The sequence below is a fragment of the Nonomuraea sp. NPDC049649 genome (assembly GCF_040675175.1).
GTDB lineage: Bacteria > Actinomycetota > Actinomycetes > Streptosporangiales > Streptosporangiaceae > Nonomuraea.
In genome coordinates this window covers 94,142-114,951 of the sequence record NZ_JBFAOH010000013.1, presented here as the reverse complement: position 1 = coordinate 114,951, position 20,810 = coordinate 94,142, and the positions used below count along the sequence as shown (strand labels likewise).

The following is a 20,810-nucleotide window of genomic DNA, read 5'->3' as shown; positions in this document are numbered from 1 at the left end:
CGCCGGGTCAGCCCAGAACGGACAGCGCCTGATCGACGGCGTCGTCCAGCCGGGCCGCCCCGCCGGGCGTCCTGCCGAGCACCCGGATGCCCTGCATGAGCACCAGCAGCATCCGCGCGACGGCCCGCGGATCCTTGTCGGGACTCAGCTCCCCCTGGGCCCGCGCCCGGATGAGAGCCGAGGTCAGCGCGGTCTCCAGGTGACTCCAGCTCGCCTCCACGAACGCGGCCGCCGCCGGGTCGCGCGGCGCCAGCTCCACCGCGGCGTTGACGACCATGCACCCGCGCCGGTCGTCACCGCCGGACTCGGCCGCGTACGACCTGATCAGCGCCCGCACGGCCGGCAGCACCGGCCCCGGCTGGGACAGCGCGTCCAGGACGGCCGGGTCCATGTTGTGCAGATAGCGCTCCAGCGCCTTCAGGTAGAGCTGGTGCTTGCCGCCGAAGGTCGCGTAGATGCTGGCCCGCGCGATCCCCAGATGAGCGACGAGGTCGGCCATGGACGTCGCCTCGTAGCCGCGCTCCCAGAACAGCTCCAGGGCGCGCTGCAACACCACGTCGGGGTCGAACTCCTTGCTCCTCGCCACGCCTCAGACGCTAACCCTTTCCAGAACGATCGGTCAAGTTCAGGAGGACTGCGGGATCGGCGGGCCCTCGCTGGCCTGGACGAGCACGAAGCCCTGGCCGCGGAACGCCAGCTGCACGGCCTCGCCGCTGCCCCGGCCGATCAGGGCGCCGACCTTGAAGGTCCGGTTGACGCCGACCTGGAGGTTGGAGCTCCAGCAGACCGCCGACTGGCTGTCGGCGAAGGTCGGCATCGCGCCGGCGTCGAGCAGGACCGGGGTGCCGTGGGTGGTGACGGCGACCCAGCCGGTGCCGGTGAGCGTGGTGTTGAACAGGCCGCCCGCGGCCACTCCCGCGCCCTGGACCCGCCGGATGTCCCAGTCGATGTCGGGCTGGAAGGCGAGCAGGTTGCGGCCGTTGACGGTCAGGCCCTCGTTCTCCAGGTAGAACAGGTGGATGTCCTCGGCGTTGTGGGCGAGGTAGAGCAGGCCCTGACCGCGCACCCGCATGAGCGACGTGCCCTCGCCGGTCACCGCCTTCTTGAGTAGTTTGCTGAGGCCGCCCGCGCCCTCGTAGTCGAAGTCCCAGTCGCCTTGGAAGGCGACCATCGACCCCTGCTTGGCCAGGACCTCCGGCAAGTCGACACGGAGCATCTTGGCGTTCTGCAGGGCGAAACCGGGCGGGAACTGCTGGGGGGTGAGGTTTCCGAAGATGGGGCTGCGCACGGGTTTTCCTTAAGAATCAGGCTGTGATCCTCGGGTCCACGATAGGGGTCACGGCCCCGGGACGCGAGAGATCGCGCCTGGTGAGCATCAGTGCGGACAGGCTAGCCTTCACCAGCGCGGTGCCGCGCAGCACGGGTGCCAGAGTGATGGCGAACAGCAGGCCGAGCACGGTGTGGCAGACCACGAACAGCGCCGGGTCGCCGCCGAGCCCGAGCAACCAGAGCACGGACCCCTCCATCGCCCCGGGGATGGCCGCGATGATCCACCCGTACAGCGGGAAGGTCAGACCCGCCAGCGTGCCCGTCCACCAGACGGCGGCCACCACGAACGCCGCGACCGAGATCGGGAAAGACACGATCGCGTGCAGCAGGTCCATGACCGCCTGGCCGCTGGTGAGCGGGGTCATCGTACGGCGGAACCAGCCCGCCCAGGAGGGCGCCTCCCGGTAGCGGGGGCGGGCGACCGGGTAGCCGAGCACGGCGGGCAGCGACGCGCGCTCCACATCGGCGACGTTCCTGGCCAGCGCGGCGGTCGCGGCCAGCACGGGCAGCCCCACGAAAGCGACCGCGGCGCCCAGTCCGGCCGACACCCCACCGACGACCAGCGGAAACGAGACCAGGGCGGTGGGGAAGGACAGGAGCAGATAACGAGAGTCGATGGCGATGCGCCGGCGGAGGGGAGTCATACCGGCAACGCTAGGGAGCAGCGGCCTCCGGATCATTCCCGTGAGCGGGCGAAACGGGGGTAGTGCTGGCCCTACCCCCGCCGGACGTCATCGCCCGCCCGGTATGCCCTCGTCCCGCCAGTTGCAGGCGGCCCGCCCACGGCGTGCATCGACACCGTTGCGGTCCGTCCGCGTTTCCCGGCTTCCGAAGCCGCCGGGGCCGCTCACTCACGTTCCCTCACCGACCGTCAGCAGCGCTGCGAGGGCTTCGGCTGTGGCGGGGTGGCGGGTCAGGAGGGTGGACGCCGGGTTCCCTGTCTCGGGCCAGGTGCCTTCGCAGCCGAGGAGGGTCGCCAGGGCGTCGGTCGTGGCCGGGTGGGCGGTGAGCAGGTCCGCTACCGGTCCGCTCGAAGGGGCGGGTGCGGATGGGGTGGGCGGGGTGTTCCAGGGCGGGGTCCAGGAATCCACCGCCGCGAGTGTGCCGGGGAAGGTCCGGCCCGCCTCTCGTACGAGGACCGGAACCAGTTCGGCGGCCTCGTCCCTGAATGTGGTGATCAGCTTGGGCAGCCACGGCAGCAGCACGCTGTCCGGCAGGTTCGCGAAGGCGTCGGAGATCAGCTCGACCACGAACGGCGTCAGCGTGGGCGCGGGTTCGAGCGCCTGCACGAACCCGCTCAGATAGGCCGGGAACGACGGCACCACCAGCGGGTTGGCCAGCAGCTCCGCGCAGCGCTCCCGCAGCTCCCCCAGCGTCAGCAGGCCGAGCTGGAACCGGGCCGCCCACAGCAGCGCCACCTTGCCCGGCGCCGTCGGGTGCGACTGCTTGACCGCCAGCTCAAGCTGGGCGCGGTCGCAGCCGAGCGAGATCGCCAGGCTCTCCATGCCGGCCAGGAACCCGAGCATGGCCGCCACCTGCCGCACCCCGGTGTCGTCGGCCACGAAAGCGGTCGGCAGCAGCGTGCAGTACTGCGCGTATCCGGTGGTGACGAACCGCTCGGCCCAGCCGGGCAGCGCGGGCTCGGCGGACCGGTAGTGGGCGAGCAGCCGCCGGATGCGGCGCAGCACGTCGGGCGCGTCGTCGACGCTGCGCTCGGCGGCCAGCAGCTCCACCGCCCGGGCCCCCAGCTCCTCGGTGAACCGGGGGCTGCCCAGCAGCACGATCGACTCCTCCACCGCCTGCAGCGCGACGGCGGCGGTCGCCTTCGGGTCGGTCACCATCGCGCGGAGCCGCTGCTCCAGCACCTGCTCGACGGTGACGCCCTCGTAGCCGAGCTCGATGAGCGCCCGCTGGTGGTGCCCGACGGCCACGTCCCAGCTCTCCTGCCGGGAGCGCTCGCCCAGCGCGCGGGTGCCCATGATCGGCCGCACCGCGCCTTGCGGCAGCAGCCGGTGCAGCATCCACAGCAGGTGGGAGCAGGGCAGCAGGTCAGGGTCGGCGCCGAAGTCGAGCAGCACCCGGTGCACGGCCCGTTTGCGCAGGTCGACGCCGAGCGGTTCGAGCCGGTCGTAGACGTCCTGGGCGAGCGGCGGCAGCGACGCGTAGCCGACCTCGCCGATCCGGTCGCCGCCGAGCAGGATCTCGCAGAGCTGCGCCACGTTCCTGCGGCCGGGCACGGCCTCCTTCTCGATGCAGGTGACGGCCGCGTCCTGGAAGTCGTACGGGGTGGGCCTGGCGCGGTTGCGCATCCCGGCCAGCAGGATCGACGTCTCGAAGACGGCGATGGCGTCGGCGGTGCTGGCCAGGTAGCCGTTGCGGCGGGCCAGCCGGACGATGTCGACGCACCAGCCGAGCAGTTCGGCCTCGTCCAGCTCGTCCAGGGCGGGCGGGCTGGACAGGTAGCCGGTGAGCCGGTCGGCCACCGGCTCCTGCGTGGCGGGGGCCTTCTTGCGCTTTCCGGCCTTCGCGGGCTGCCCCTTGAGCCGGTACGTGCTGACTCGGCCTCGGGTGACCGCCTTGGCGAAGGTGGCGGCGGCGATCGACACCGAGCCGGGGGCCAGCCCGAACTGCGCCTCGATGGCGGAGTGGCTGGCCGGGACGACGCCGTACTGCCAGGTGGTGCCGGTACGCGGCGTGACTTCGTACTCGGCCTTCTCCGGCCGCAGGCCGAACTCCGCGACCCGGCTGGCCGCGTGGAAGGCGCCGCACACGTACAGGCAGCGGGACGGGTCGGCGCCGGAAGAGGCCAGGTGCTCGCGCATGCGCGTCCACATGTGGCGCTCGCGCTCCTCGTCGCCGGCCAGCCGGGGCGAGCCCTCCGGGGTGAGCCGCCGGAACAGGCTGCCGATCAGCACCATGACCTGCCGGTAGGTGTCGTAGTCGGCGCCGGAGAGCGGCTGCTCCACGTACTGGTCCCACCACTCCGACCAGTGGCGGACCTTGGCGTGGTGGAGCAGGTGCTCCTCCAGCTCGGCGAAGCGCGGGCGCAGGTCGCCGATCTCGATGCCGACGGGCTCTTCCGGGCGCTCCTTCGGCAGCCACTGGTAGACGTGGTCGGCCGAGCGGTCCACCAGCACCAGCTCCACGCCGGGCGTGTCGAGCGCGTAGGCGATGGCCTGGTACTCGGCGGAGGTTTCGGTGATGGGCGCGATCACGTTGAGCGGGCCCCAGTCGGCGGGGAAGCCGTCGAGCTCGGTGGCGAACGCCTGCAGCGCGACCGGCAGCCGGCAGTTGCGTAGCTCGTCGAGGACCGGCCGCAGGTCCTCGCAGAGCTCCAGATAGATGACCTCGGGCTGCTTCTCGCGCAGCCGCCGGGCCATGGCCAGCGCCGACGCCGGGGAGTGGTGGCAGACCGGGAAGATCTCCAGCGGCTCGGCCAGCGCCCGGTCGACGTCGTCGACCATGCCCGACAGGATGCCGGACAGCACGCCCGGCCCGTCGGCGAACTCCTCGGCGGCGGCGTGCAACTGCTCGCGCAGCGCGGCGAACGGGCTCATCGAATCTCCTTGGGCACAGCGGACCCCGCCTCCGGGTGTGGGGAGGGCATCACGACAGGGTCTCGATCGCCTGGCGGCCGCCCTCCAGGAACTCGGGCCACGCGCCGCCCTCCTTCTTGCTGCGCGGCTCGACCACGCCGTGCCAGTACTTGTTGAGGATGGCCAGGTCCTCGGGGCTGCGCCGGGCCAGCGAGCCGACCAGCGACCCGGCCAGCGTGCCGGCGCGGAGCGTGCGGTCGCCGAAGAAGTTGCTGTGCAGGATCGCGTCCTCCAGCACGCCGATCTGCTCGGCGGTGGACAGCGCCGACTCCAGCCGCTCGTCGTCGCCGGTCGCCGACTCGGCGGCGGCCCGCAGGTCGGCGAAGCTCTGCAGCAGGATGTCGAGGAGCGTCGGCGGCACCTCCAGCTCGATGCGGTGCCGGCGCAGCAGCTCGGTGGTGCGGAAGCGGACGATCTCCGCCTCGCTCCGCTTGTTGGTCACCACCGGGATGCGGACGAAGTTGAAGCGCCGCTTGAGCGCCGACGACAGGTCGTTGACGCCCCGGTCGCGGCTGTTGGCGGTGGCGATGACGGAGAAGCCCGGCTTGGCGAAGACGATGTTGTCGTCGTCCAGCTCGGGGATCGACACGTACTTCTCCGACAGGATCGAGATGAGCGCGTCCTGCACGTCGCTGGTGGCGCGGGTCAGCTCCTCGAACCGGCCGATCACGCCCTGCTCCATCGCCGTCATGATCGGGGACGGGATCATCGACTCGCGTGACTGGCCCTTGGCGATCACCATGGACACGTTCCACGAGTACTTGATGTGGTCCTCGGTGGTGCCGGCGGTGCCCTGCACGACCAGCGTCGAGTTGCGGCAGATGGCGGCCGACAGCAGCTCGGCCAGCCAGCTCTTGCCGGTGCCCGGGTCGCCGATCAGCAGCAGGCCCCGGTCGGACGCGAGCGTGACGATGGCCCGCTCGACGAAGCTCCGGTCGCCGAACCACTTCTGCGGGATCTCCCGGTCGAGCCCGTCGGAGCGTTCGGAGCCGAGCACGAACAGCCGGACCATGCGCGGGCTCAGCCGCCACGAGAACGGCTTGGGCCCGTCGTCGACCGACTCCAGCCAGTCGAGCTCTTCGGCGTACTTGACCTCGGCGGGGGCGCGCAGCATCTCCGTCATGGGATCTCCTAGGTGAGGAAGCTCTTGAGCTCGAACACGAGTTTGTCGATGTGGCCCGAGATGACGGGCGTGCCCAGGTCCTTGAACTTCTGGCGGAACCACGGCTCCACGCTCTGCCGGCCTGAGCTGTTGACCGACCCCACCGGGATGAACTTGACCCCCGACCGATGGACCGCCTGGATGCCGTCGAACAACGGCTGAGACCGGTCGAACTCGTAGAAGTCGGAGATCCACACCATCACGGTGTTGCGCGGATCGGTGATCTTGGGGCGGGCCATCGCCATCGCGACCGGCCCGTCGTTGCCGCCGCCGAGGTTGGTACGGAGCAGCACCTCGAACGGGTCGTTCACCCACGGTGTCAGGTCGATCGCCCGCGTGTCGTAGGCGATCAGGTGGACGTCGACCCTGGGCAGCCCGGCGAAGATCGAGGCCAGGATGGTGCAGTTGACCATCGAGTCCACCATCGAGCCCGACTGGTCGACGACCACGATCATGCGGGCGGGGGTCGTGCGGCGGGCGGTGTGCCGGTAGAAGAGCCGGTCCACGTACAGCCGCTCGTCCTCGCTGTTCCAGTTGGTGAGGTTCTTCCAGATCGTCCGGTCCAGGTCGAGGTTACGGAAGACCCGCTTCGGCGGCACGGACCGGTCGACCGTGCCCACACTCGTCTGCTGCACCTGCGTACGCAGCACCTGGGCGACTTCGTCCACATAACGGCGGATCAGCGCCTTGGCGTTGGCCAGCGCCACCCCGGACAGGTTGGCCTTGTCGCGGAGCAACTGCTCGATGAGCGACATACTGGGCGTCAGCTGCCTGGCCAGCGCCGGGTCCTTGAGCACCTCCCGCAGCCGCATCCGCCGCACCAGGTCGCCTTCGAGACCGGCGAGCATCCCGCCCAGCTCGTCCTGACCGGCCTGGGCACGCAGCTCGCCGGGCTGACAGCCGAGCGCCTGCTCGAACCAGCCCGCGTCCCGCTGCCAGGCGGCCAGCTGGGTGGCGCTCACGTTCCCCTGGCCGGTCGCGAACAGGTTGAGCAGCAGTTTCGAGGCGAGCGCGGCGGTACGGGCGCGGTCCCGCTCGTCATCACCCGTCATCAGCCCCCGGAACTCGTCGGCCAGCTCGGGGAAACGCTGCACCAGGTTGTCCACGGACACGGACGGATCCAGCACCTGGGCCGGCAGCCCGAGATCGTCGACCACGGCCACGCTCGCGGACTCCAGCGACGGCTGCTCCTCGGCGCCGAACACCCGGGCCAGCAACCGCCAGAGCAGCACTTGCCGCCGATTCGCCTCGGCGATGTCCTGCGGTGTCCTCTCGCTGACCGCGCCGCGAGCGGTCCCCTCAGGAGCGGTGATGTCGTGGGCGTCAGTCCCGTCCGGAGTGGTGACGGAACTGCTCGTAGGGGTTTCGGGGGTGGTCATTTGCGGAGCAACCGTCCTGCTCGTTCGCGGAGCACGCTTACGGGGTCGCCTGTCTTGGCGGTGGCCTTGGCCGCCTTGGGGTCGGTGGTGCCCAGCGCCCAGTCGCCGTTGTGGACGGCGACCGGCTTCTTCTTGACCGTGGCCTGGACGGCGAGCGGCTGTAGCAGCCATCCGCCGGCGTCCCAGCGCAGCAGTCCGACGCAGGCGGTGGAGGCGGCGAGCAGTTCGGGGGTGAGGGGGCCGCACCCAGGCAGGCGGCCGGTGGTGAACGGCAGGGTGGCGCCGTCGAGCGTGAGTGTGACCCCGTCGTCGGTCTTCGTCGCTTGATAGCCCTCGACCAGGACCGGTTCCGCGACGCGCGCCGGGTGACGGTCCAGCGGCGGGACCGGCGGGGCGAGCGCGCCCGAGAGCATCAGCCGGGCCGTGGCGAACGGGTTCGTCAGCTCGCCCGCGGCGGCCTTCTCCTCCTGCCAGACCAGGTCGCCGCCGGGCAGCAACGTCATGCCGTCGACCGTCACGGCCAGGTGTTTCGCCAGCGCGGCCAGCAGCACCGGATAAGCCTGGAACAGCCCCCACACGGCAGGCCCGGTGATGGTGTCGACCTTGCCCGCCGCGACGTTCGCCCGTACCAGCCGCGGCGTCCCACCGCCGGCGGGCTCCAGCACCGCGTGCAGCTGAACCTGTACGGCGGTGCCGTGCTCATGCACATCGGCCCCGAGCGGCAGCAGCCGCCCCGACACCGACTCGGCACCTTCCCCGCCTCGCGTGGACGCCGGCCAGCCCGGTTCGGCCAGCAAGGTCGCCCGCATCCACAGGTCCGCCCAGCGGCGCACGGGCAGCCGCTCCATCGTGGACACCGGCGACGAGTCCCGCAGCTCGGCGGCGAGCCCGTCGAGCAGCACGGCCAGGCGGCGCAGCCTCGGCTCGGCGAGCGCGCTCTCGATCGCCTGGTCACCGGCGGAGGCCAGGTCGTGGCTCACCCCCCGCCAGCCGGTGATGGCCAGCTCGTGCAGCCACGACCGGCACCCGGCGAGCAGCCCTTCGAGTACGAGCGACCCACCGGCGTCGTCAGGCGTCTCCGACGAATCACCGTCGGTCTGCTCCGCCGAAGGACCGGGGTCTCGCTGCCTGTTCAGGGACTCGTCCAAGCCGGACAGGAGGGCGTCGTGGGCGGCGCCCAGCAGCGCGGCGCGCGCCGCCGCCAGCGCCGTCAGGTGTTCACCGCCGACGGACCCCGCCGACACCTTGGCGGCCGCCTCGGTGACCCGGTCGCCCAGCGGGGTGGCCGCGACCGCGCCCGCCAGCGCGCCGATCGCGGCGGCCCGCTGCTCGCTCATCCGCCCGAGACCGTGGGACAGGGCCTCGTCGAAGCCGTCGACCAGCTCCAGCGCCTCGGCGAGGCCAGCAGGGAGCCCGCCGACCAGCTCGTTCAGCTGCACTCCCAGCATCAGCGCACCGTCCCGGGGAACCAGTGCATCTCGGGGAGCGGCGCGGTGGTGACGGGCAGCTCCAGGTAGCCCAGATGGCGGAGGAAGCGGCTGAACACCACGGCCGCGGGCAGCGGCTCCGGCGACCCGTCGAGCCGGGCCACCAGGTCGGCCCCGGACGCCGCCGTCTCGGCCGCATCGACCCGCAGGTATCGGGCGACCCGTTCGGCCCCGTACTGCACGACCGCCTCGTCCACCAGGGACCGCAGGTGCTTGCAGAGCGAGCCGCGCAGGCCCCCGCACGGGCGGTTGTTGTTGGTGCTGCAGTTGAAGGCGTGGGATTCCGCGGCGATGGAGGAGACGTACACGCGAGCGATGTCGGATCCGCTCGACACGACCCCCTGCAGCCTGCCGTCGGCTAGCTCGACGAACGGCACCTTGGCCAGCTTGCGCGGCTGGACTGGAGGCACCACACACGTCACGCTGCTCTGCTCCCACGCGGTCTGGTCCGCGGGCATGATGAACGACCTCCAGCCGGTTCGGCGACGATCAACGACCGGAAAACTAGCGGAGGCCACCGACAATCGGCGTGCCCGTTCTCAGGAGACGTTCATGTCGGCCCTTTAGCGTCGAAACCCCGCCGAAGGGAACGACATGCATCATGAAGGCCAGCGGGTCAGCAGGCGGAGGCTGATCGCGGGCGTCGGCTCCCTCGGGCTCGGCGCTCTCGTCGCCGCCTGCACGTCCGGCGGGCAGCCGGTCACCACCTCCACCGGCGAGACCGTCGTCCCGCGCGCGACCACCGCCGACGACCTCACCTCGCTGTTCGACGGCGCGAACACCTGCACGCTCACCCCCGCCACGACTGCCGGCCCGTTCTACTTCGACGCCGACAAGGTCCGCTCCGACATCCGCGAGGACCGGGAGGGCGTCCGGCTGCGGGTCGCCGTCAAGGTCCAGGACAGCGGGAGCTGCACCCCGATCAAGGACGCGGTGGTGGAGATCTGGCACTGCGACGCGGGCGGCCTGTACTCGGGCGCCGAGGCGATGTCCCGGGGCTCCGGCGACCTGACCCCGCAGGACGACCAGCGCTACCTGCGCGGCGCCCAGGTCACCAACGCCGACGGGATCGTGGAGTTCACCACGATCTGGCCAGGCTGGTACCCGGGACGATGCGTACACATCCACGCGATGGTGCACATCAGCGACGCCCGGGTGCTGACCACGCAGGTGATGTTCGACGAGGCGCTCAACGACCGGGTCCTGGCGGAGAACCCGTACGCGGCCCGCGGCGACCGGAACACGCGCAACGAGACCGACGGCATCTTCCGGGAGGAGATGCTCATGAAGGTCACCCCCGACGGCGACGGCTACCTCGGCGCCATCGTCTTCGCGGCCGACCCTGGCCAGAACGGCCGATAGCGGGACAGCCACGCGCACCGCCGTATAACGTCGCCACCACTGTCCGATGACGGAGGCGAGCGGTGCGGTCCTGGGTCGCGTTACCGACGGGGAAGGTCGTACGCTTGGAAGGCGCCGGCGCGCTGCCGCTCGCCGCCGACTCCCTGCCCCGCGAGGCCCCCGCGATCCTCACCTGCGCCGTCCGCGAGGCGCGCTCTCCGAAGGCGCTGGTCTCCGCGATCCTGGACGAACTGGACGCCACGGTGCTCGGCCTGTTCCCCGCCTGGCTGCCGGACGCCCGGGGCATCGACGGCCCAGGCGGCGCGGGCCTGCCCGCCGTACGCGCCCTCGCCCTCCGCACCGCCGCCACCACCGCCCACTTCGGACCGTTCCTCGCCGAACTGGCGGAACGCGCCCTGCACGCCCGCCCCGGCTCGCTCCCGGACCTGCGGGCCAGCCTCGCGCCCGAGATCCGGCCCAGCCGGTTCCCGTCGGAGGTGCGGGCGGTCGGGCTGGCCAGGGCGCTGGCCGCTGCCTTCTCCCGTCCCGGCGCGGCCCTCCTGGTGGACGTCCCGGAAGGGCTCTCACCCGCCGGTCAGGAAGCCCTGGTGGCGGCCGGTGAATGGCTCGCCCACCGCGCCGGGCTGGGCGTCTGGCTCTCCGGGCCGCTCCCGGCGGTGGACCGGGTGGAAACCGTCCTCATCGCCCAGCCCGCACCGCCGAAAAGCCACCCGCCCGTGGCCGGGAAGCCGCATCCGGCGAGCGCCGTGGAGCACGCGCTGGAGTCCGCGCTGCGCGGGTGCCCGTGGGCGGCCGGGCGGGCGTGGAACCAGACGCTCTGTCCCAGTGCTCTCGCCTCTCCTGTACGGGTGGACCTGCTCTGGGCGGACGAGCGGTGCATCGTCGAAGTGGACGGATCCGATCACCGGACCCCGGAGAAGTTCGCCGACGACAGGGCCCGTGACGTGCGGCTTCAGATCGCCGGTTACGCCGTGCTCCGTTTCACCGATGTCCAGGTGCTGACCGATCCCCAGGCAGTGGTCCGACAGATCGAGCTTTTCCTGCGGAACCGCCGTGCCTCACGAGAAGGATGAAACATGTCTGAGCGCAAGCTGTCGCTCCCGGAATTCGCCGCGCTGATGGCGCTGGCCATGGAGAACGCCGAGGTCACCAACCTTGTCCTCAAGGAGCGGTACGGCCTGACCATCGACGGCGACAAACGCCGCGATCTTAACGACCTGAAGCTGGTCGACAGCTGGAAAAAGGGCCGAGGGTTCGTACACGTGCTCACCGACAGCGGCTGGGCTCGCCTCCAGGACGACCTGCGCGAAGGAAGGCTTCCCGCGATGACCGGCTCGCCGGCGGTCGTCGCCCGTGGCCTGGTCGGCTGGCTGCAGAAATATATGGAGCGTTCCCGGCTCACGTTCGCCGACGTGTCCGCACCCCTCGAACCGCCGCCCGGCGACCTGGAAAAGCGCATCCGCGCCGCGTACGCGCAGCTGGCTCCGGCACCCGGCTCCTGGGTGGGGCTGGCCCGGCTCCGGCCGCTGCTGGGCGACGCGCCCCGGGACGAGGTTGACGCCGCGCTCACGCGGATGGAACGGCTTCCCGACGTGAACATCGTCCCGGAGTCCAACCAGAAGACCCTCACCCCCGAAGACCGGGAAGCCGGGGTGATCATCGGGGATCAGGAGAAGCACCTGCTGTGGATCGGTGAAGCATGACAGGCCCAGGCGTCGACGCCCTCAGAGCGCTCAGCTTCCACTACACCGAAGCGGCCGACGACGTGTGGCAGGACTCCCCGTACCACGTGGAGGGTCTGCACGGGCAGTCGTCCAAGATCATGCTGGACGGGCTGGCCCAGGCGAGCGGGGAGCACGCGGGCAGCCCCATCGGGGTGGTCGTCCAAGGTCAGCGCGGCACCGGGAAGACGCATCTGCTCGGCTGGCTGCGGCAGGTGGTCCAGCGCGAGGGCGGCTACTTCGTCCTGGTCGGGCTGCTCGACGCGAAGGGCTTCTGGGAGAGCGTCATGGTGTCGCTCCTCGACAGCTTCTCGCGTCCGGGGGTGGGCCGGGAGTCGCAGCTCAGGGTCCTGCTGTCGCGGCTGGCGGCGCTCGCCGACCTGTCCCGGATGCCGCGCCGGGCGGTGACGGGCAAGAAAACGCTCTCTCGGGAGGAGCTGGACGCGTTCATCCTCTCGCTGCGGCAGATGAACGAGGCGGTCGGGCGCGGCGCCCAGGACACCGCGCGGGCGCTGGTGCTCTACGCCTCCCCCGAGCCGGCGCTGCAGGACATCGGCGAGTCGTTCCTGTACGCGATGCCCGAGGGTGAGGAAGGTGAGCGCGCCCGCTGGGGCATCCGGCCGATCAGGAAGACACCGCAGGAGATCGTCAGGGAAGTGTCCCACCTGCTGGCGCTCACCGGGCCGACGGTCATCGCGGTCGACCAGATCGACCCGCTGGTCGCCCAGTCCTGGACCTCGACCGACGCGGTCACGGACGGCGGCCACGGCGACGTCCTGCTCCTGGAACGGATCGCGGGCGGCCTGATGTCGCTGCGCGAGAACACCCGGCGCACGCTGACGGTCGTCTCCTGCATCCCGCAGACCTGGACGCTCATCGAGCGGGAGGCGGTCGACACGGTCCGCGACCGGTTCCGTACGGCGGTGCAGCTCAAGACCATCCCCGACCCGGAGACGGCGCGCGAGCTGGTGGCCAAGCGGTTCGGCGTGCAGTACGGGGCCGCCGGGGTCGAGCCGCCGTACCCGACCTGGCCGGTCAGGCCGGAGGCGTTCGACCGGGCGCCCGGGTTCACCGCGCGGCAGCTGCTCATCGCGATCGACAAGCACGTCCGGGGCTGCCTGCTCAGCGGCGAGGCCAGGGAGCTGACCAGCCTCACCGCCCAGCCGTACCCTCCGGCGGGCGAGGGCCGGCGCGAACCAGCGGCCGGCAGGCCGGAACAAACCAGGGCCGAACCCACAGCGGCGGCGCACGCCGCTCTGGACGCCCGCTTCGCCACGCTCCGCGACGCCGGTGCCGCGCCTCAGATCGAGCAGGCCACCGAGGACGTGCTCATGCCGCCGCTGCTGGCGGCCGGGCTGTCGGCGTGGGTGACCGAGCAGGGCGCGCACGGGGCGTCGTTCAGCGTCGACCCGCCGCCCAGCGCCAAGCCGCCGCTGCACGCGCGGCTCCGGCGCACCTTGGACGAGGCCACGGAGGACGAGGCGCACTGGGCGTTCCGGGCGGTCACCGCCGGGCACGCGGTCTCGGCGCTCAACCGGATCCGGAAGGCCTCGCTGGCGGCGGGTCTGGATGCCCAGGTGCCCAAGCGGCGGCTCTTCCTGCTGCGCAACGCGGACTGGTCGAAGGGGGCGCGGACCCGCGAGGTGATCGCGGCCTTCGAGCGGGCGGGCGGAAAAACCCTGTCCTATACGGATGACGACCTGCGTGTTCTGGCCGCACTCAAGGACCTGATCGCGGAGGGGCCGCCCGGGCTGGCGTCCTGGCTGGCTTCCCGCCGTCCCACCCGTGCCGTCAGCTTCCTCACGGAGGCCCTGAGCGATCCGCTCACCCGGGTCGGGGACGCTCCCGTACGGAAGGAGCCCTTTCCGCCGGTCGGCCGGGATCCGCGAACGGCCGCACGGCCGGAGCAGCCGGCGAGAGTCGAGAAGGCCGTCCCGTACGTCCCGCTGGGGAGGACCGTCGAGGGCGGGCAGCCGGTGGGGGTGGCGCTGGAGGCGCTGCGGAAGCACACGGCGATCTTCGCGGGCTCCGGTTCGGGGAAGACGGTGCTGATCAGGCGGCTGGTCGAGGAGTGCGCGCTGCTCGGCGTGTCCGCGATCGTGCTGGACCCGAACAACGACCTGGCCCGGCTGGGTGACGGATGGCCGCAGCGGCCGCAGGGCTGGCTGGAGGGGGACGAGCGGAAGGCCGCGGAGTACCTCGAAAGCACCGAGGTGGTGGTGTGGACGCCGCGCCGCGAGGCGGGCAGGCCGCTGAGTTTCCAGCCGCTGCCGGACTTCGCGCAGGTGGCCGACGATCCGGACGAGTTCGCGGAGGCGGTGGAGTCGGCGGTGACGTCGATCGTGCCGCGGGCGAGGCTGGACGCGCAGACGCAGAAGGCGCGGTTCGGGCAGGCGGTGCTGCGCAAGGCTCTGGAGCACTACGGCCGGGGCGGCGGGTCGACCCTGAAGGGGCTGATCGGGCTGCTGGCCGATCTGCCGGACGGGGTGAGCGAGCTGGCGAACGCGCACCGGATCGCGGCGGACGTGGCGCAGTCGTTGCAGGCGGCGATGGACAACGATCCGCTGTTCGGCGGCGGGGGCGAGCCGGTGGATCCGGGTCTGCTGCTGACGCCGTCGCCGGGTAAGCGGGCGCGGGTGTCGGTGATCAGTTTCGTCGGGCTGCCGAACGACGAGCAGCGGCAGAGCTTCGTCAGTCAGCTTCAGATGGCGCTGTTCGCCTGGATCAAGAAGAACCCGGCGGGTGACCGGCCGCTGGGCGGGCTGTTCGTGATGGACGAGGCGCAGAGTTTCGCGCCGGGCAACGGCCGGGTGACAGCCTGCACGTACAGCACGCTGGCGCTGTCGTCGCAGGCCCGCAAGTACGGGCTGGGCCTGGTGTTCGCCACCCAGGCGCCGAAGGGCCTGCACAACCAGATCCCGGGCAACGCCGCCACGCAGTTCTTCGGCCTGCTGAACGCGCCGGCGCAGATCGAGGCGGCCAGGGAGATGGCGCGGGCCAAGGGCGGTTCGACGCCGGACATCGCCCGGCTGTCCTCGGGTGAGTTCTATGTGGCGCCGGAGGGGAGCGCGTTCGCGAAGGCCCGGGTGCCGATGTGCCTGAGCCACCATCCGCGGGCGCCGCTGACGACGGAGGAGGTGCTGGCCCGCGCGGCCCGCCGGTGACCTTGTGCTGGGAGAGCGCTCTCCGTTCGCGGCCCTGCTCTCCCAGGGCAGCCTTGTCAATCCGTCACCAAGCGCCCGCCTTGGCCTTTTGGTGATGGCTTGCTGACTTCAGCAATGGAATAGTCGGAAATGAGGTAGGGCAAATCCCGCGCATACGTCTGCGTTAGGGGTTCGCCATGGTCTCGGCCCGACGGCTGCTCGCCAAGCTGGTCTACGGCTCGCGCTACGACAAGGTGCCGTGGGCGCAGCGGGTCTACGTCCGGCCGGGAGAGCGGCTGGCACGCGAGGCGCAGTGGCGCAGGCTGCTGAGACGGTCGCCGATCGTGGAGCCGGAGGACTACCGGGCGTCCGTGCCGCTGCGCGAGATCGAGGAGTTCGTCGACTGCATGCTCTGCGGCGAGCCGCGGGTGCAGCCGCTGTTCGAGCCGGTGGGCGACGGGGACAAGTGGCGCTACCGGGTGGTGCGCTGCCCCTCGTGCGGCTTCCTCTACCGCGACCCGAACATCCTGCCCGAACGGCTCGGCGACCTGTACGCCAAGGGCTACAGCAAGTTCCTGACCGGCAAGTACGCGGCCAACCGGCAGCGCCGCTACCAGCTCACGATGGACGCGTTCTCCCCGGTCTTCGACGACGGCGCGGGGCGGCGGCTGCTCGACTTCGGCTGCGGCGCGGGGCTGTTCCTGGAGCTGGCCGAGGAGCGCGGTTTCGACGCGGTGGGCGTGGACCTGTCGCCCGACTCTGTCGCCCAGGCCAACGAGCGGCTGTCCCGGGCGCGGGCGTACCTGGGCGCGCCGGAGGACGTGCCGGAGATCGCCGCGGGCGGCTTCGACGTGATCACGCTCTGGTCGGTGCTGGCGCACCTGCCCCGGCCGCTGGAGGACTTCAGCCGGTTCCGGGAGCTGCTGGCGCCGGGCGGGGTGCTGATGATCCTCACGGTCAACGCCAACTCGCTGCTGCTCAAGGCGTACGGGTCGGCGTGGAGCGGCTTCACCAGGAACCATCTGATGTTCTACTCGGCCGACACGCTGCCCGTGCTGCTGCGCCGTACCGGCTTCGCGGGGGTGGGATTCGCGCCCTTCTACGGCGACACGATCGAGGCCGGCACCACGAAGCTGCCGGAGCGGCTGCGGGAGCGGCTGCGCCGCACGGTCGAGGCGACGGACGGCGGCAACATGCTGCGCGCGGTGGCCTTCGCCGACGAGGAGGCGATCACCCGCTGGGCCGGTCCGCGGGAGGTGCGCCGCCTGCGCGCCCAGCCGACGACGGCGCCAATGGATCTCACCGGTACGTGACTACCCGGAAGTAGTTGAAACGCGTACGGTTGCGGCATGGCTGCAACCCCAGAAACGGTGCACTGGCGGGGCGTTCACCACCTCGCCCTCATCACGGCCGACATGGACGCCACGGTCAGGTTCTGGCACGGCGTCCTCGATGCCCGCCTCGTCGCCACGCTGGCCATCCCCGCGTTCCGGCACTACTTCTTCGAAGTCGGCCCCGGCAGCACGGTCGCCTTCTTCGAATACACCGACCAGGAGATCGACAGCTTCGCCAAGCCCGCCGGCGTCCCGTACGCCAAGGCCTCCCAGTTCGACCACCTCTCGCTCCACCTGCCCGACGAGGACGCCCTGGTCCGGCTCCGCGACCGGCTCAAGGAGCACGGCTGCGAGGTCACCGACGTCATCGACCACGGCTTCCTGCGCTCCATCTACTTCAGCGACCCCAACGGGATCGCGATGGAGGCGTCCTGGTGGGCGCTCGACGCGACCGGCAGGCCGGCGGACCACACCGACGAGCGCCTGTTCGCCGACCCCGACCCGGTCCCGGCCGTCCGGGAGCTCCGCGAGACCGGCCGGCTCTCCCACACGGTCAGCACCCGCCTGGTGGACGGCGTCATCGAGGACCTGCGAAGGGAAGGCATCACCCTGGAACGCTGATCAGGCGGCCTCCGTCCCGCGGGGCAGGGCGAACCAGGTCGCCTTGCCCAGGCGGGCGGGCCAGGCGAGGTAGCGCTGGGGGTGGCAGCCGTAGAACCCGTCCGACAGGATCGCCACGATGTGCAGGCCGCGCCCCCGCTCGTCGCCGCTGCCCGGCGAGCGCGGCGCGGGCAGCGGCCGGCCGCTGTCCACGACCGCGCAGACGATCTCCGCCGGGTCGGCGCGGACCGTCATCTCGTACGGCGGGTCCCCGTACAGCAGGGCGTTGGTGACGATCTCGCTCACCATCAGCACCGCGTCGTCGACCGCCTCGGCGTCCAGGCCGAGCCCTTCCAGTGCCTTGCGCGCGTCGGCGCGGGCGCTGGCCACCGCGCGGGCGTCGCCGGGCAGCGGCCACGCGTACTGGGTGCGGCTCTGCGGAGCTGATCTCAGGGTGGCCATGTCGTCCCTCTCCTGAAACGGTCCCGGGCGCTGTCGAAACCTGTACGTAGAGAAGAGGGTGACGGGTTGACCTCACGGCTGTGCCGCCGCCGTGACAATCACCTCACGGCGGCGGCGGGTAAGGGTGCTCGCCGGCGAGCACCCGGTCACTGGCCGGCCAGTCCGGTGTGCGCGACGCCGCGCACGATCTGGCGCTGGAACAGCACGAACACCACCATCAGCGGCAGTCCCGCGAGCACGACCGAGGCCATGATCTGCGCGTACCGGAGGCCGAAGGTGCCCTGCACCACGTTGGCCAGGCCGACCGGCAGCGTCATCGTGTTCGGGTCGGTGGAGACCAGGAACGGCCAGAGGAAGTTGTTCCACGTGGTGATGAACGTGAAGATCGACACCGCGGCCAGCACCGGCCGCGAGAGCGGCAGCACGATCTGGAAGAACACCCGCCAGCGCCCGGCCCCGTCCACGAACGCGGCCTGTTCCAGCTCCGCCGGCACGTCCTGGAAGAACTTGTACAGGATGAAGACGATCAGCGGCGCCGCCACCTGCGGCAGGATGATCGCCCACCAGGTGTCGACCAGCCCGAGCGCGACCATCTCGGCGAACAGCGGCGCGATCAGCACCTGCGGCGGCACCATGATCCCGGCCAGGATCAGCGCCAGCAGCGCCCGCTGCCCCTTGAACTGCGTACGGGCGAACCCGTACGCGGCCATCGCCGACAGCAGGACGGTCATGAACGTGACGATCACCGCGGTCACGGTGGAGTTGACGGCCCACTTGATGATGCCGCCGGTGCCCAGCACCAGCTCGTAGGCGTCGAGCGTGACGCGGCTGCCGAACCACTCCAGCGGCAGCTTGGTGGTCTCGTCCTCGGGCTTGAGCGAGGTGGCCACCGCCCAGGCGATGGGCGCGATCCAGATGACCGCCAGCACCAGGGCGACCACCAGCAGGATGAGCTGGCTCACGCTGAACCGCTTGGTCATGACGAGACCTCCGCACGCTTGCGGAACAGCCGGAGCTGCGCCAGGGACACGATGACGATCAGGACGAAGAGGATGTAGGAGACGGCGGACGCGTAGCCGATGCGGTAACCGGTGAAGCCCACGTCGTAGGCGTACTCGATGATCGGCCGGGTGGCGTCCTCCGGCCCGCCGCCGGTCATCAGGTAGATCTGGTCGAACACCTTCAGCGAGGCGAGCAGCTGCAGCACGATGATCAGCGCTGTCGTACGACCGAGCATCGGCAGGGTGATCGACCGGAGCTTGTCCTAGGCGGACGCCCCGTCGATCGAGGCGGCCTCGTACAGGTGCTGCGGGATCGACTGGAGAGCGGCCAGGTAGAGCAGGAAGTTGAAGCCGACCGTCCACCAGACGGTGGTGAGCACGACCGACCACATGGCCAGGGAGGGGTCGCCCAGCCAGAGGATGTCGGTGCCGAGCGTGCCGTTGAGCAGGCCGTACTCGGGCGGGTAGATCATCTGCAGCCAGAGGATCGACACCACGGCGGACGGCAGCAGGAACGGCCCGAAGAACGACAGCCGCCACAGCCACTGCATGAACCGCAGGTGGTGCACGAGCAGGGCCAGGGCCAGGCCGAGGATCACCAGCGGGACCGTGCTGAGCACGGTGAAGACGAGCGTGTTCCAGAGCGAGCGCCACATGCGCGGGTCGGCGAACGCCTCGACGTAGTTCGCGAACCCGACGAAGCGGTCGTTGCTGCCGGCGATGTTGACGTCGGTGAAGCTCATCCGTAAGCCGAGCAGCGTCGGCCAGACGAGGAAGGCGACGTAGATCAGCAGGAAGGGGATGACGAACAGCAGGCCGTGCTGCGTCCAGCTCCGCTTGACCTGGGCTTTCTCGGCGGGGGATGTGGTCGCGGGGGCGGCGACGGTGGTGGTCATCATCGCTCCTCGGCGGGGAAGGGGTTCGGGGCGGACATGAGCCGGTTCAGCGCCGCCTTGGCGGCGGCCAGCCCCTCTTCCGGGGTGCGTTCACCGCTGATGACCGGGGAGAACGCGCCGCCGAACTCGATCCACAGCCGGGAGGCGGAGCCGGTGTACCAGACCTGAGGGTCGAGGGCGACGTCGGTGATGACCGAGCGGTACTCCGACTGCGGCTGGAGCGCCAGGTAGTCGGGTTCCTGGAGGGCGGGCAGGTAGGAGGGCACGTGCCCGGCCACGGCCCAGTCGGCGCTGTTCTTCACCAGGTAGGCGATGAACTGGTAGGTCGCCCGTTCCACCTCGGGGTCGCGGTCGCGCTGGTGCGGCAGGACGAACACGTGGCAGTCGGCCTGGGCGGCGCCGCTGCCGAACACGCTGGGGAAGCGCCCCATGCTGAACGGCGTCCCGCGTTCCTTGAGGCCGGTGACCTCCCAGTCGCCGTTCCACAGGAACGCGGCCTCGCTGTTGGTGAACTTCGCCACCGAGGCGCCGTAGTCGGTGGTCGGGTCGCAGAGCCCTTCCTCGCCGAGGCGGCGCATGAACCGGAGCGCGTCCAGCGCCTTCTGGTCGTCGATGGTGACCTGGCTGCCGTCCTCCGACAGCAGGGTGCCGCCGCTCTGCGGGTAGAGCGAGTACCAGACCCGCCAGGGGCCGACGGTGCCGAGGCCGAGCGCGTCGAAGACCAGCGGCGGCTTGCCGCCGAGCACCTGCTTGGCCTTGCGGAGCTGGTCGAGGAGCTGGTCCTGGCCGGTGGTGGGCTGGAGCTTGCCGTCGGGGCCGAGCAGTCCGGCCTGCTCGCAGAGGTCGGTGTTGTAGTACTGCACCATCGGGTGCGCGTCGAACGGCACCGCGTACAGCGTGCCCTTGTAGTGGGCGCGTTCCCAGATGGGCGGGCTGAAGTCGGACGGCTGGAGCCCGACCTCCGCTAATAGGTCCAGGTTGATCGGGTCGAGGAGCTCACCCGCGCCGATGCCGGCGAGCCGGGCGAGGTGGAACGTGGCGACGTCGGGCGAGCGGCCGCCGGCGCCCGCCATGGCGATCTTCGTGTAGTACGGCTCGCCCCAGGCGAGCACGTTCTCCTCGATGAAGATGCCGGGGTTGTCCTGGGCGAACGCGCCGACCATCCGGTTCATGATGATGCCGTCGCTGGCGCCGAGGAAGTGCCAGTACTTGACACGGGTCTGGGACGAACCGAGTCCCACGGGGATGGCGCAGCCGGAGGCGGCGGCGCCGAGGAGGGCAAGGCTTCCGCCGAGCAGATGCCGGCGGGTGATGAATGGGGGGTCTTGCACAGTGGCC

19 protein-coding genes are annotated in these 20,810 nt (G+C 71.0%); 6 read left to right on the top strand and 13 right to left on the bottom strand.

What is annotated here, in order from left to right; translation table 11 throughout:
- Window positions 1-7: 7 nt before the first annotated feature.
- The 8 genes from AB0J42_RS19135 to AB0J42_RS19100 all read right to left on the bottom strand — a co-directional run bounded on the left by AB0J42_RS19135 (window position 8) and on the right by AB0J42_RS19100 (window position 9,411).
- On the bottom strand, window positions 8-586 hold the full coding sequence (locus tag AB0J42_RS19135) for a TetR/AcrR family transcriptional regulator (RefSeq protein ID WP_364296052.1): 579 nt from the start codon (window positions 584-586) through the stop codon (window positions 8-10).
- Window positions 587-625: 39 nt separating this feature from the next.
- Window positions 626-1,288, bottom strand: coding sequence for an AIM24 family protein (locus AB0J42_RS19130; RefSeq protein ID WP_364296050.1), 663 nt, complete (start codon window positions 1,286-1,288; stop codon window positions 626-628).
- A 16-nt stretch (window positions 1,289-1,304) separates the two neighbouring features.
- Window positions 1,305-1,973: a sensor domain-containing protein gene (locus AB0J42_RS19125; protein WP_364296048.1), complete on the bottom strand. Its 669-nt coding sequence runs from the start codon at window positions 1,971-1,973 to the stop codon at window positions 1,305-1,307.
- A gap of 207 nt (window positions 1,974-2,180) precedes the next feature.
- Window positions 2,181-4,886 carry a DUF5682 family protein gene (locus tag AB0J42_RS19120; RefSeq protein WP_364296046.1) on the bottom strand — a complete coding sequence of 902 codons (2,706 nt, stop codon included), beginning with the start codon at window positions 4,884-4,886 and terminating at the stop codon, window positions 2,181-2,183.
- 49 nt (window positions 4,887-4,935) lie between these two features.
- Entirely contained in the window at window positions 4,936-6,048 is a 1,113-nt protein-coding gene (locus tag AB0J42_RS19115) for an AAA family ATPase (protein ID WP_364296044.1), read from the bottom strand.
- Between the two features lie 8 nt (window positions 6,049-6,056).
- On the bottom strand, window positions 6,057-7,466 hold the full coding sequence (locus AB0J42_RS19110) for a VWA domain-containing protein (protein WP_364296042.1): 1,410 nt from the start codon (window positions 7,464-7,466) through the stop codon (window positions 6,057-6,059).
- Window positions 7,463-8,914, bottom strand: coding sequence for a hypothetical protein (locus AB0J42_RS19105; protein ID WP_364296040.1), 1,452 nt, complete (start codon window positions 8,912-8,914; stop codon window positions 7,463-7,465). The genes AB0J42_RS19110 and AB0J42_RS19105 overlap by 4 nt, the downstream gene beginning before the upstream one ends.
- Window positions 8,914-9,411 carry a hypothetical protein gene (locus tag AB0J42_RS19100; protein WP_364296038.1) on the bottom strand — a complete coding sequence of 166 codons (498 nt, stop codon included), beginning with the start codon at window positions 9,409-9,411 and terminating at the stop codon, window positions 8,914-8,916. The genes AB0J42_RS19105 and AB0J42_RS19100 overlap by 1 nt, the downstream gene beginning before the upstream one ends.
- A gap of 136 nt (window positions 9,412-9,547) precedes the next feature.
- Here AB0J42_RS19100 and AB0J42_RS19095 point away from each other — a divergent pair, with 136 nt between their 5' ends.
- From AB0J42_RS19095 to AB0J42_RS19070, 6 genes are all read left to right on the top strand, one after another.
- Window positions 9,548-10,315 (top strand): intradiol ring-cleavage dioxygenase, encoded by a 768-nt coding sequence (locus AB0J42_RS19095; protein ID WP_364296036.1) that lies wholly within the window; start codon window positions 9,548-9,550, stop codon window positions 10,313-10,315.
- Window positions 10,316-10,419: 104 nt separating this feature from the next.
- Entirely contained in the window at window positions 10,420-11,388 is a 969-nt protein-coding gene (locus tag AB0J42_RS19090) for a DUF559 domain-containing protein (protein WP_364296034.1), read from the top strand.
- A 3-nt stretch (window positions 11,389-11,391) separates the two neighbouring features.
- Window positions 11,392-12,018, top strand: a complete 627-nt coding sequence (locus AB0J42_RS19085; RefSeq protein WP_364296032.1) for a hypothetical protein — start codon at window positions 11,392-11,394, stop codon at window positions 12,016-12,018.
- A complete protein-coding gene (locus AB0J42_RS19080; protein ID WP_364296030.1) occupies window positions 12,015-15,200 on the top strand; it encodes a DUF87 domain-containing protein in 3,186 nt (1,061 codons plus the stop codon). Before AB0J42_RS19085 ends, AB0J42_RS19080 begins: the two co-directional genes overlap by 4 nt.
- 176 nt (window positions 15,201-15,376) lie before the next feature.
- Window positions 15,377-16,492, top strand: coding sequence for a class I SAM-dependent methyltransferase (locus AB0J42_RS19075; RefSeq protein WP_364296028.1), 1,116 nt, complete (start codon window positions 15,377-15,379; stop codon window positions 16,490-16,492).
- Window positions 16,493-16,528: 36 nt separating this feature from the next.
- Window positions 16,529-17,134, top strand: coding sequence for a VOC family protein (locus AB0J42_RS19070; protein ID WP_364296026.1), 606 nt, complete (start codon window positions 16,529-16,531; stop codon window positions 17,132-17,134).
- Here AB0J42_RS19070 and AB0J42_RS19065 read toward each other — a convergent pair whose 3' ends face one another.
- The 5 genes from AB0J42_RS19065 to AB0J42_RS19045 all read right to left on the bottom strand — a co-directional run bounded on the left by AB0J42_RS19065 (window position 17,135) and on the right by AB0J42_RS19045 (window position 20,803).
- Window positions 17,135-17,575 (bottom strand): ATP-binding protein, encoded by a 441-nt coding sequence (locus tag AB0J42_RS19065; protein WP_364296024.1) that lies wholly within the window; start codon window positions 17,573-17,575, stop codon window positions 17,135-17,137.
- A 146-nt stretch (window positions 17,576-17,721) separates the two neighbouring features.
- Window positions 17,722-18,555 carry a carbohydrate ABC transporter permease gene (locus tag AB0J42_RS19060; protein ID WP_364296022.1) on the bottom strand — a complete coding sequence of 278 codons (834 nt, stop codon included), beginning with the start codon at window positions 18,553-18,555 and terminating at the stop codon, window positions 17,722-17,724.
- Window positions 18,552-18,812 (bottom strand): hypothetical protein, encoded by a 261-nt coding sequence (locus tag AB0J42_RS19055; RefSeq protein ID WP_364296020.1) that lies wholly within the window; start codon window positions 18,810-18,812, stop codon window positions 18,552-18,554. Before AB0J42_RS19055 ends, AB0J42_RS19060 begins: the two co-directional genes overlap by 4 nt.
- A gap of 27 nt (window positions 18,813-18,839) precedes the next feature.
- Window positions 18,840-19,475, bottom strand: coding sequence for a sugar ABC transporter permease (locus AB0J42_RS19050; RefSeq protein WP_364296018.1), 636 nt, complete (start codon window positions 19,473-19,475; stop codon window positions 18,840-18,842).
- Entirely contained in the window at window positions 19,472-20,803 is a 1,332-nt protein-coding gene (locus tag AB0J42_RS19045) for an extracellular solute-binding protein (protein WP_364296016.1), read from the bottom strand. The genes AB0J42_RS19050 and AB0J42_RS19045 overlap by 4 nt, the downstream gene beginning before the upstream one ends.
- Window positions 20,804-20,810 lie beyond the last annotated feature (7 nt).

Excerpts from the sequence above, each read along its gene's own strand:
- AB0J42_RS19125 (WP_364296048.1), bottom strand. The coding sequence starts at position 1,973 with ATGACTCCCCTCCGCCGGCGCATCGCCATCGACTCTCGTTATCTGCTC.
- AB0J42_RS19120 (WP_364296046.1), bottom strand. The coding sequence starts at position 4,886 with ATGAGCCCGTTCGCCGCGCTGCGCGAGCAGTTGCACGCCGCCGCCGAG.
- AB0J42_RS19115 (WP_364296044.1), bottom strand. The coding sequence starts at position 6,048 with ATGACGGAGATGCTGCGCGCCCCCGCCGAGGTCAAGTACGCCGAAGAG.
- AB0J42_RS19110 (WP_364296042.1), bottom strand. The coding sequence starts at position 7,466 with ATGACCACCCCCGAAACCCCTACGAGCAGTTCCGTCACCACTCCGGAC.
- AB0J42_RS19105 (WP_364296040.1), bottom strand. The coding sequence starts at position 8,914 with ATGCTGGGAGTGCAGCTGAACGAGCTGGTCGGCGGGCTCCCTGCTGGC.
- AB0J42_RS19100 (WP_364296038.1), bottom strand. The coding sequence starts at position 9,411 with ATGCCCGCGGACCAGACCGCGTGGGAGCAGAGCAGCGTGACGTGTGTG.
- AB0J42_RS19095 (WP_364296036.1), top strand. The coding sequence starts at position 9,548 with ATGCATCATGAAGGCCAGCGGGTCAGCAGGCGGAGGCTGATCGCGGGC.
- AB0J42_RS19085 (WP_364296032.1), top strand. The coding sequence starts at position 11,392 with ATGTCTGAGCGCAAGCTGTCGCTCCCGGAATTCGCCGCGCTGATGGCG.
- AB0J42_RS19080 (WP_364296030.1), top strand. The coding sequence starts at position 12,015 with ATGACAGGCCCAGGCGTCGACGCCCTCAGAGCGCTCAGCTTCCACTAC.
- AB0J42_RS19075 (WP_364296028.1), top strand. The coding sequence starts at position 15,377 with ATGGTCTCGGCCCGACGGCTGCTCGCCAAGCTGGTCTACGGCTCGCGC.
- AB0J42_RS19070 (WP_364296026.1), top strand. The coding sequence starts at position 16,529 with ATGGCTGCAACCCCAGAAACGGTGCACTGGCGGGGCGTTCACCACCTC.
- AB0J42_RS19065 (WP_364296024.1), bottom strand. The coding sequence starts at position 17,575 with ATGGCCACCCTGAGATCAGCTCCGCAGAGCCGCACCCAGTACGCGTGG.
- AB0J42_RS19060 (WP_364296022.1), bottom strand. The coding sequence starts at position 18,555 with ATGACCAAGCGGTTCAGCGTGAGCCAGCTCATCCTGCTGGTGGTCGCC.
- AB0J42_RS19055 (WP_364296020.1), bottom strand. The coding sequence starts at position 18,812 with ATGCTCGGTCGTACGACAGCGCTGATCATCGTGCTGCAGCTGCTCGCC.
- AB0J42_RS19050 (WP_364296018.1), bottom strand. The coding sequence starts at position 19,475 with ATGATGACCACCACCGTCGCCGCCCCCGCGACCACATCCCCCGCCGAG.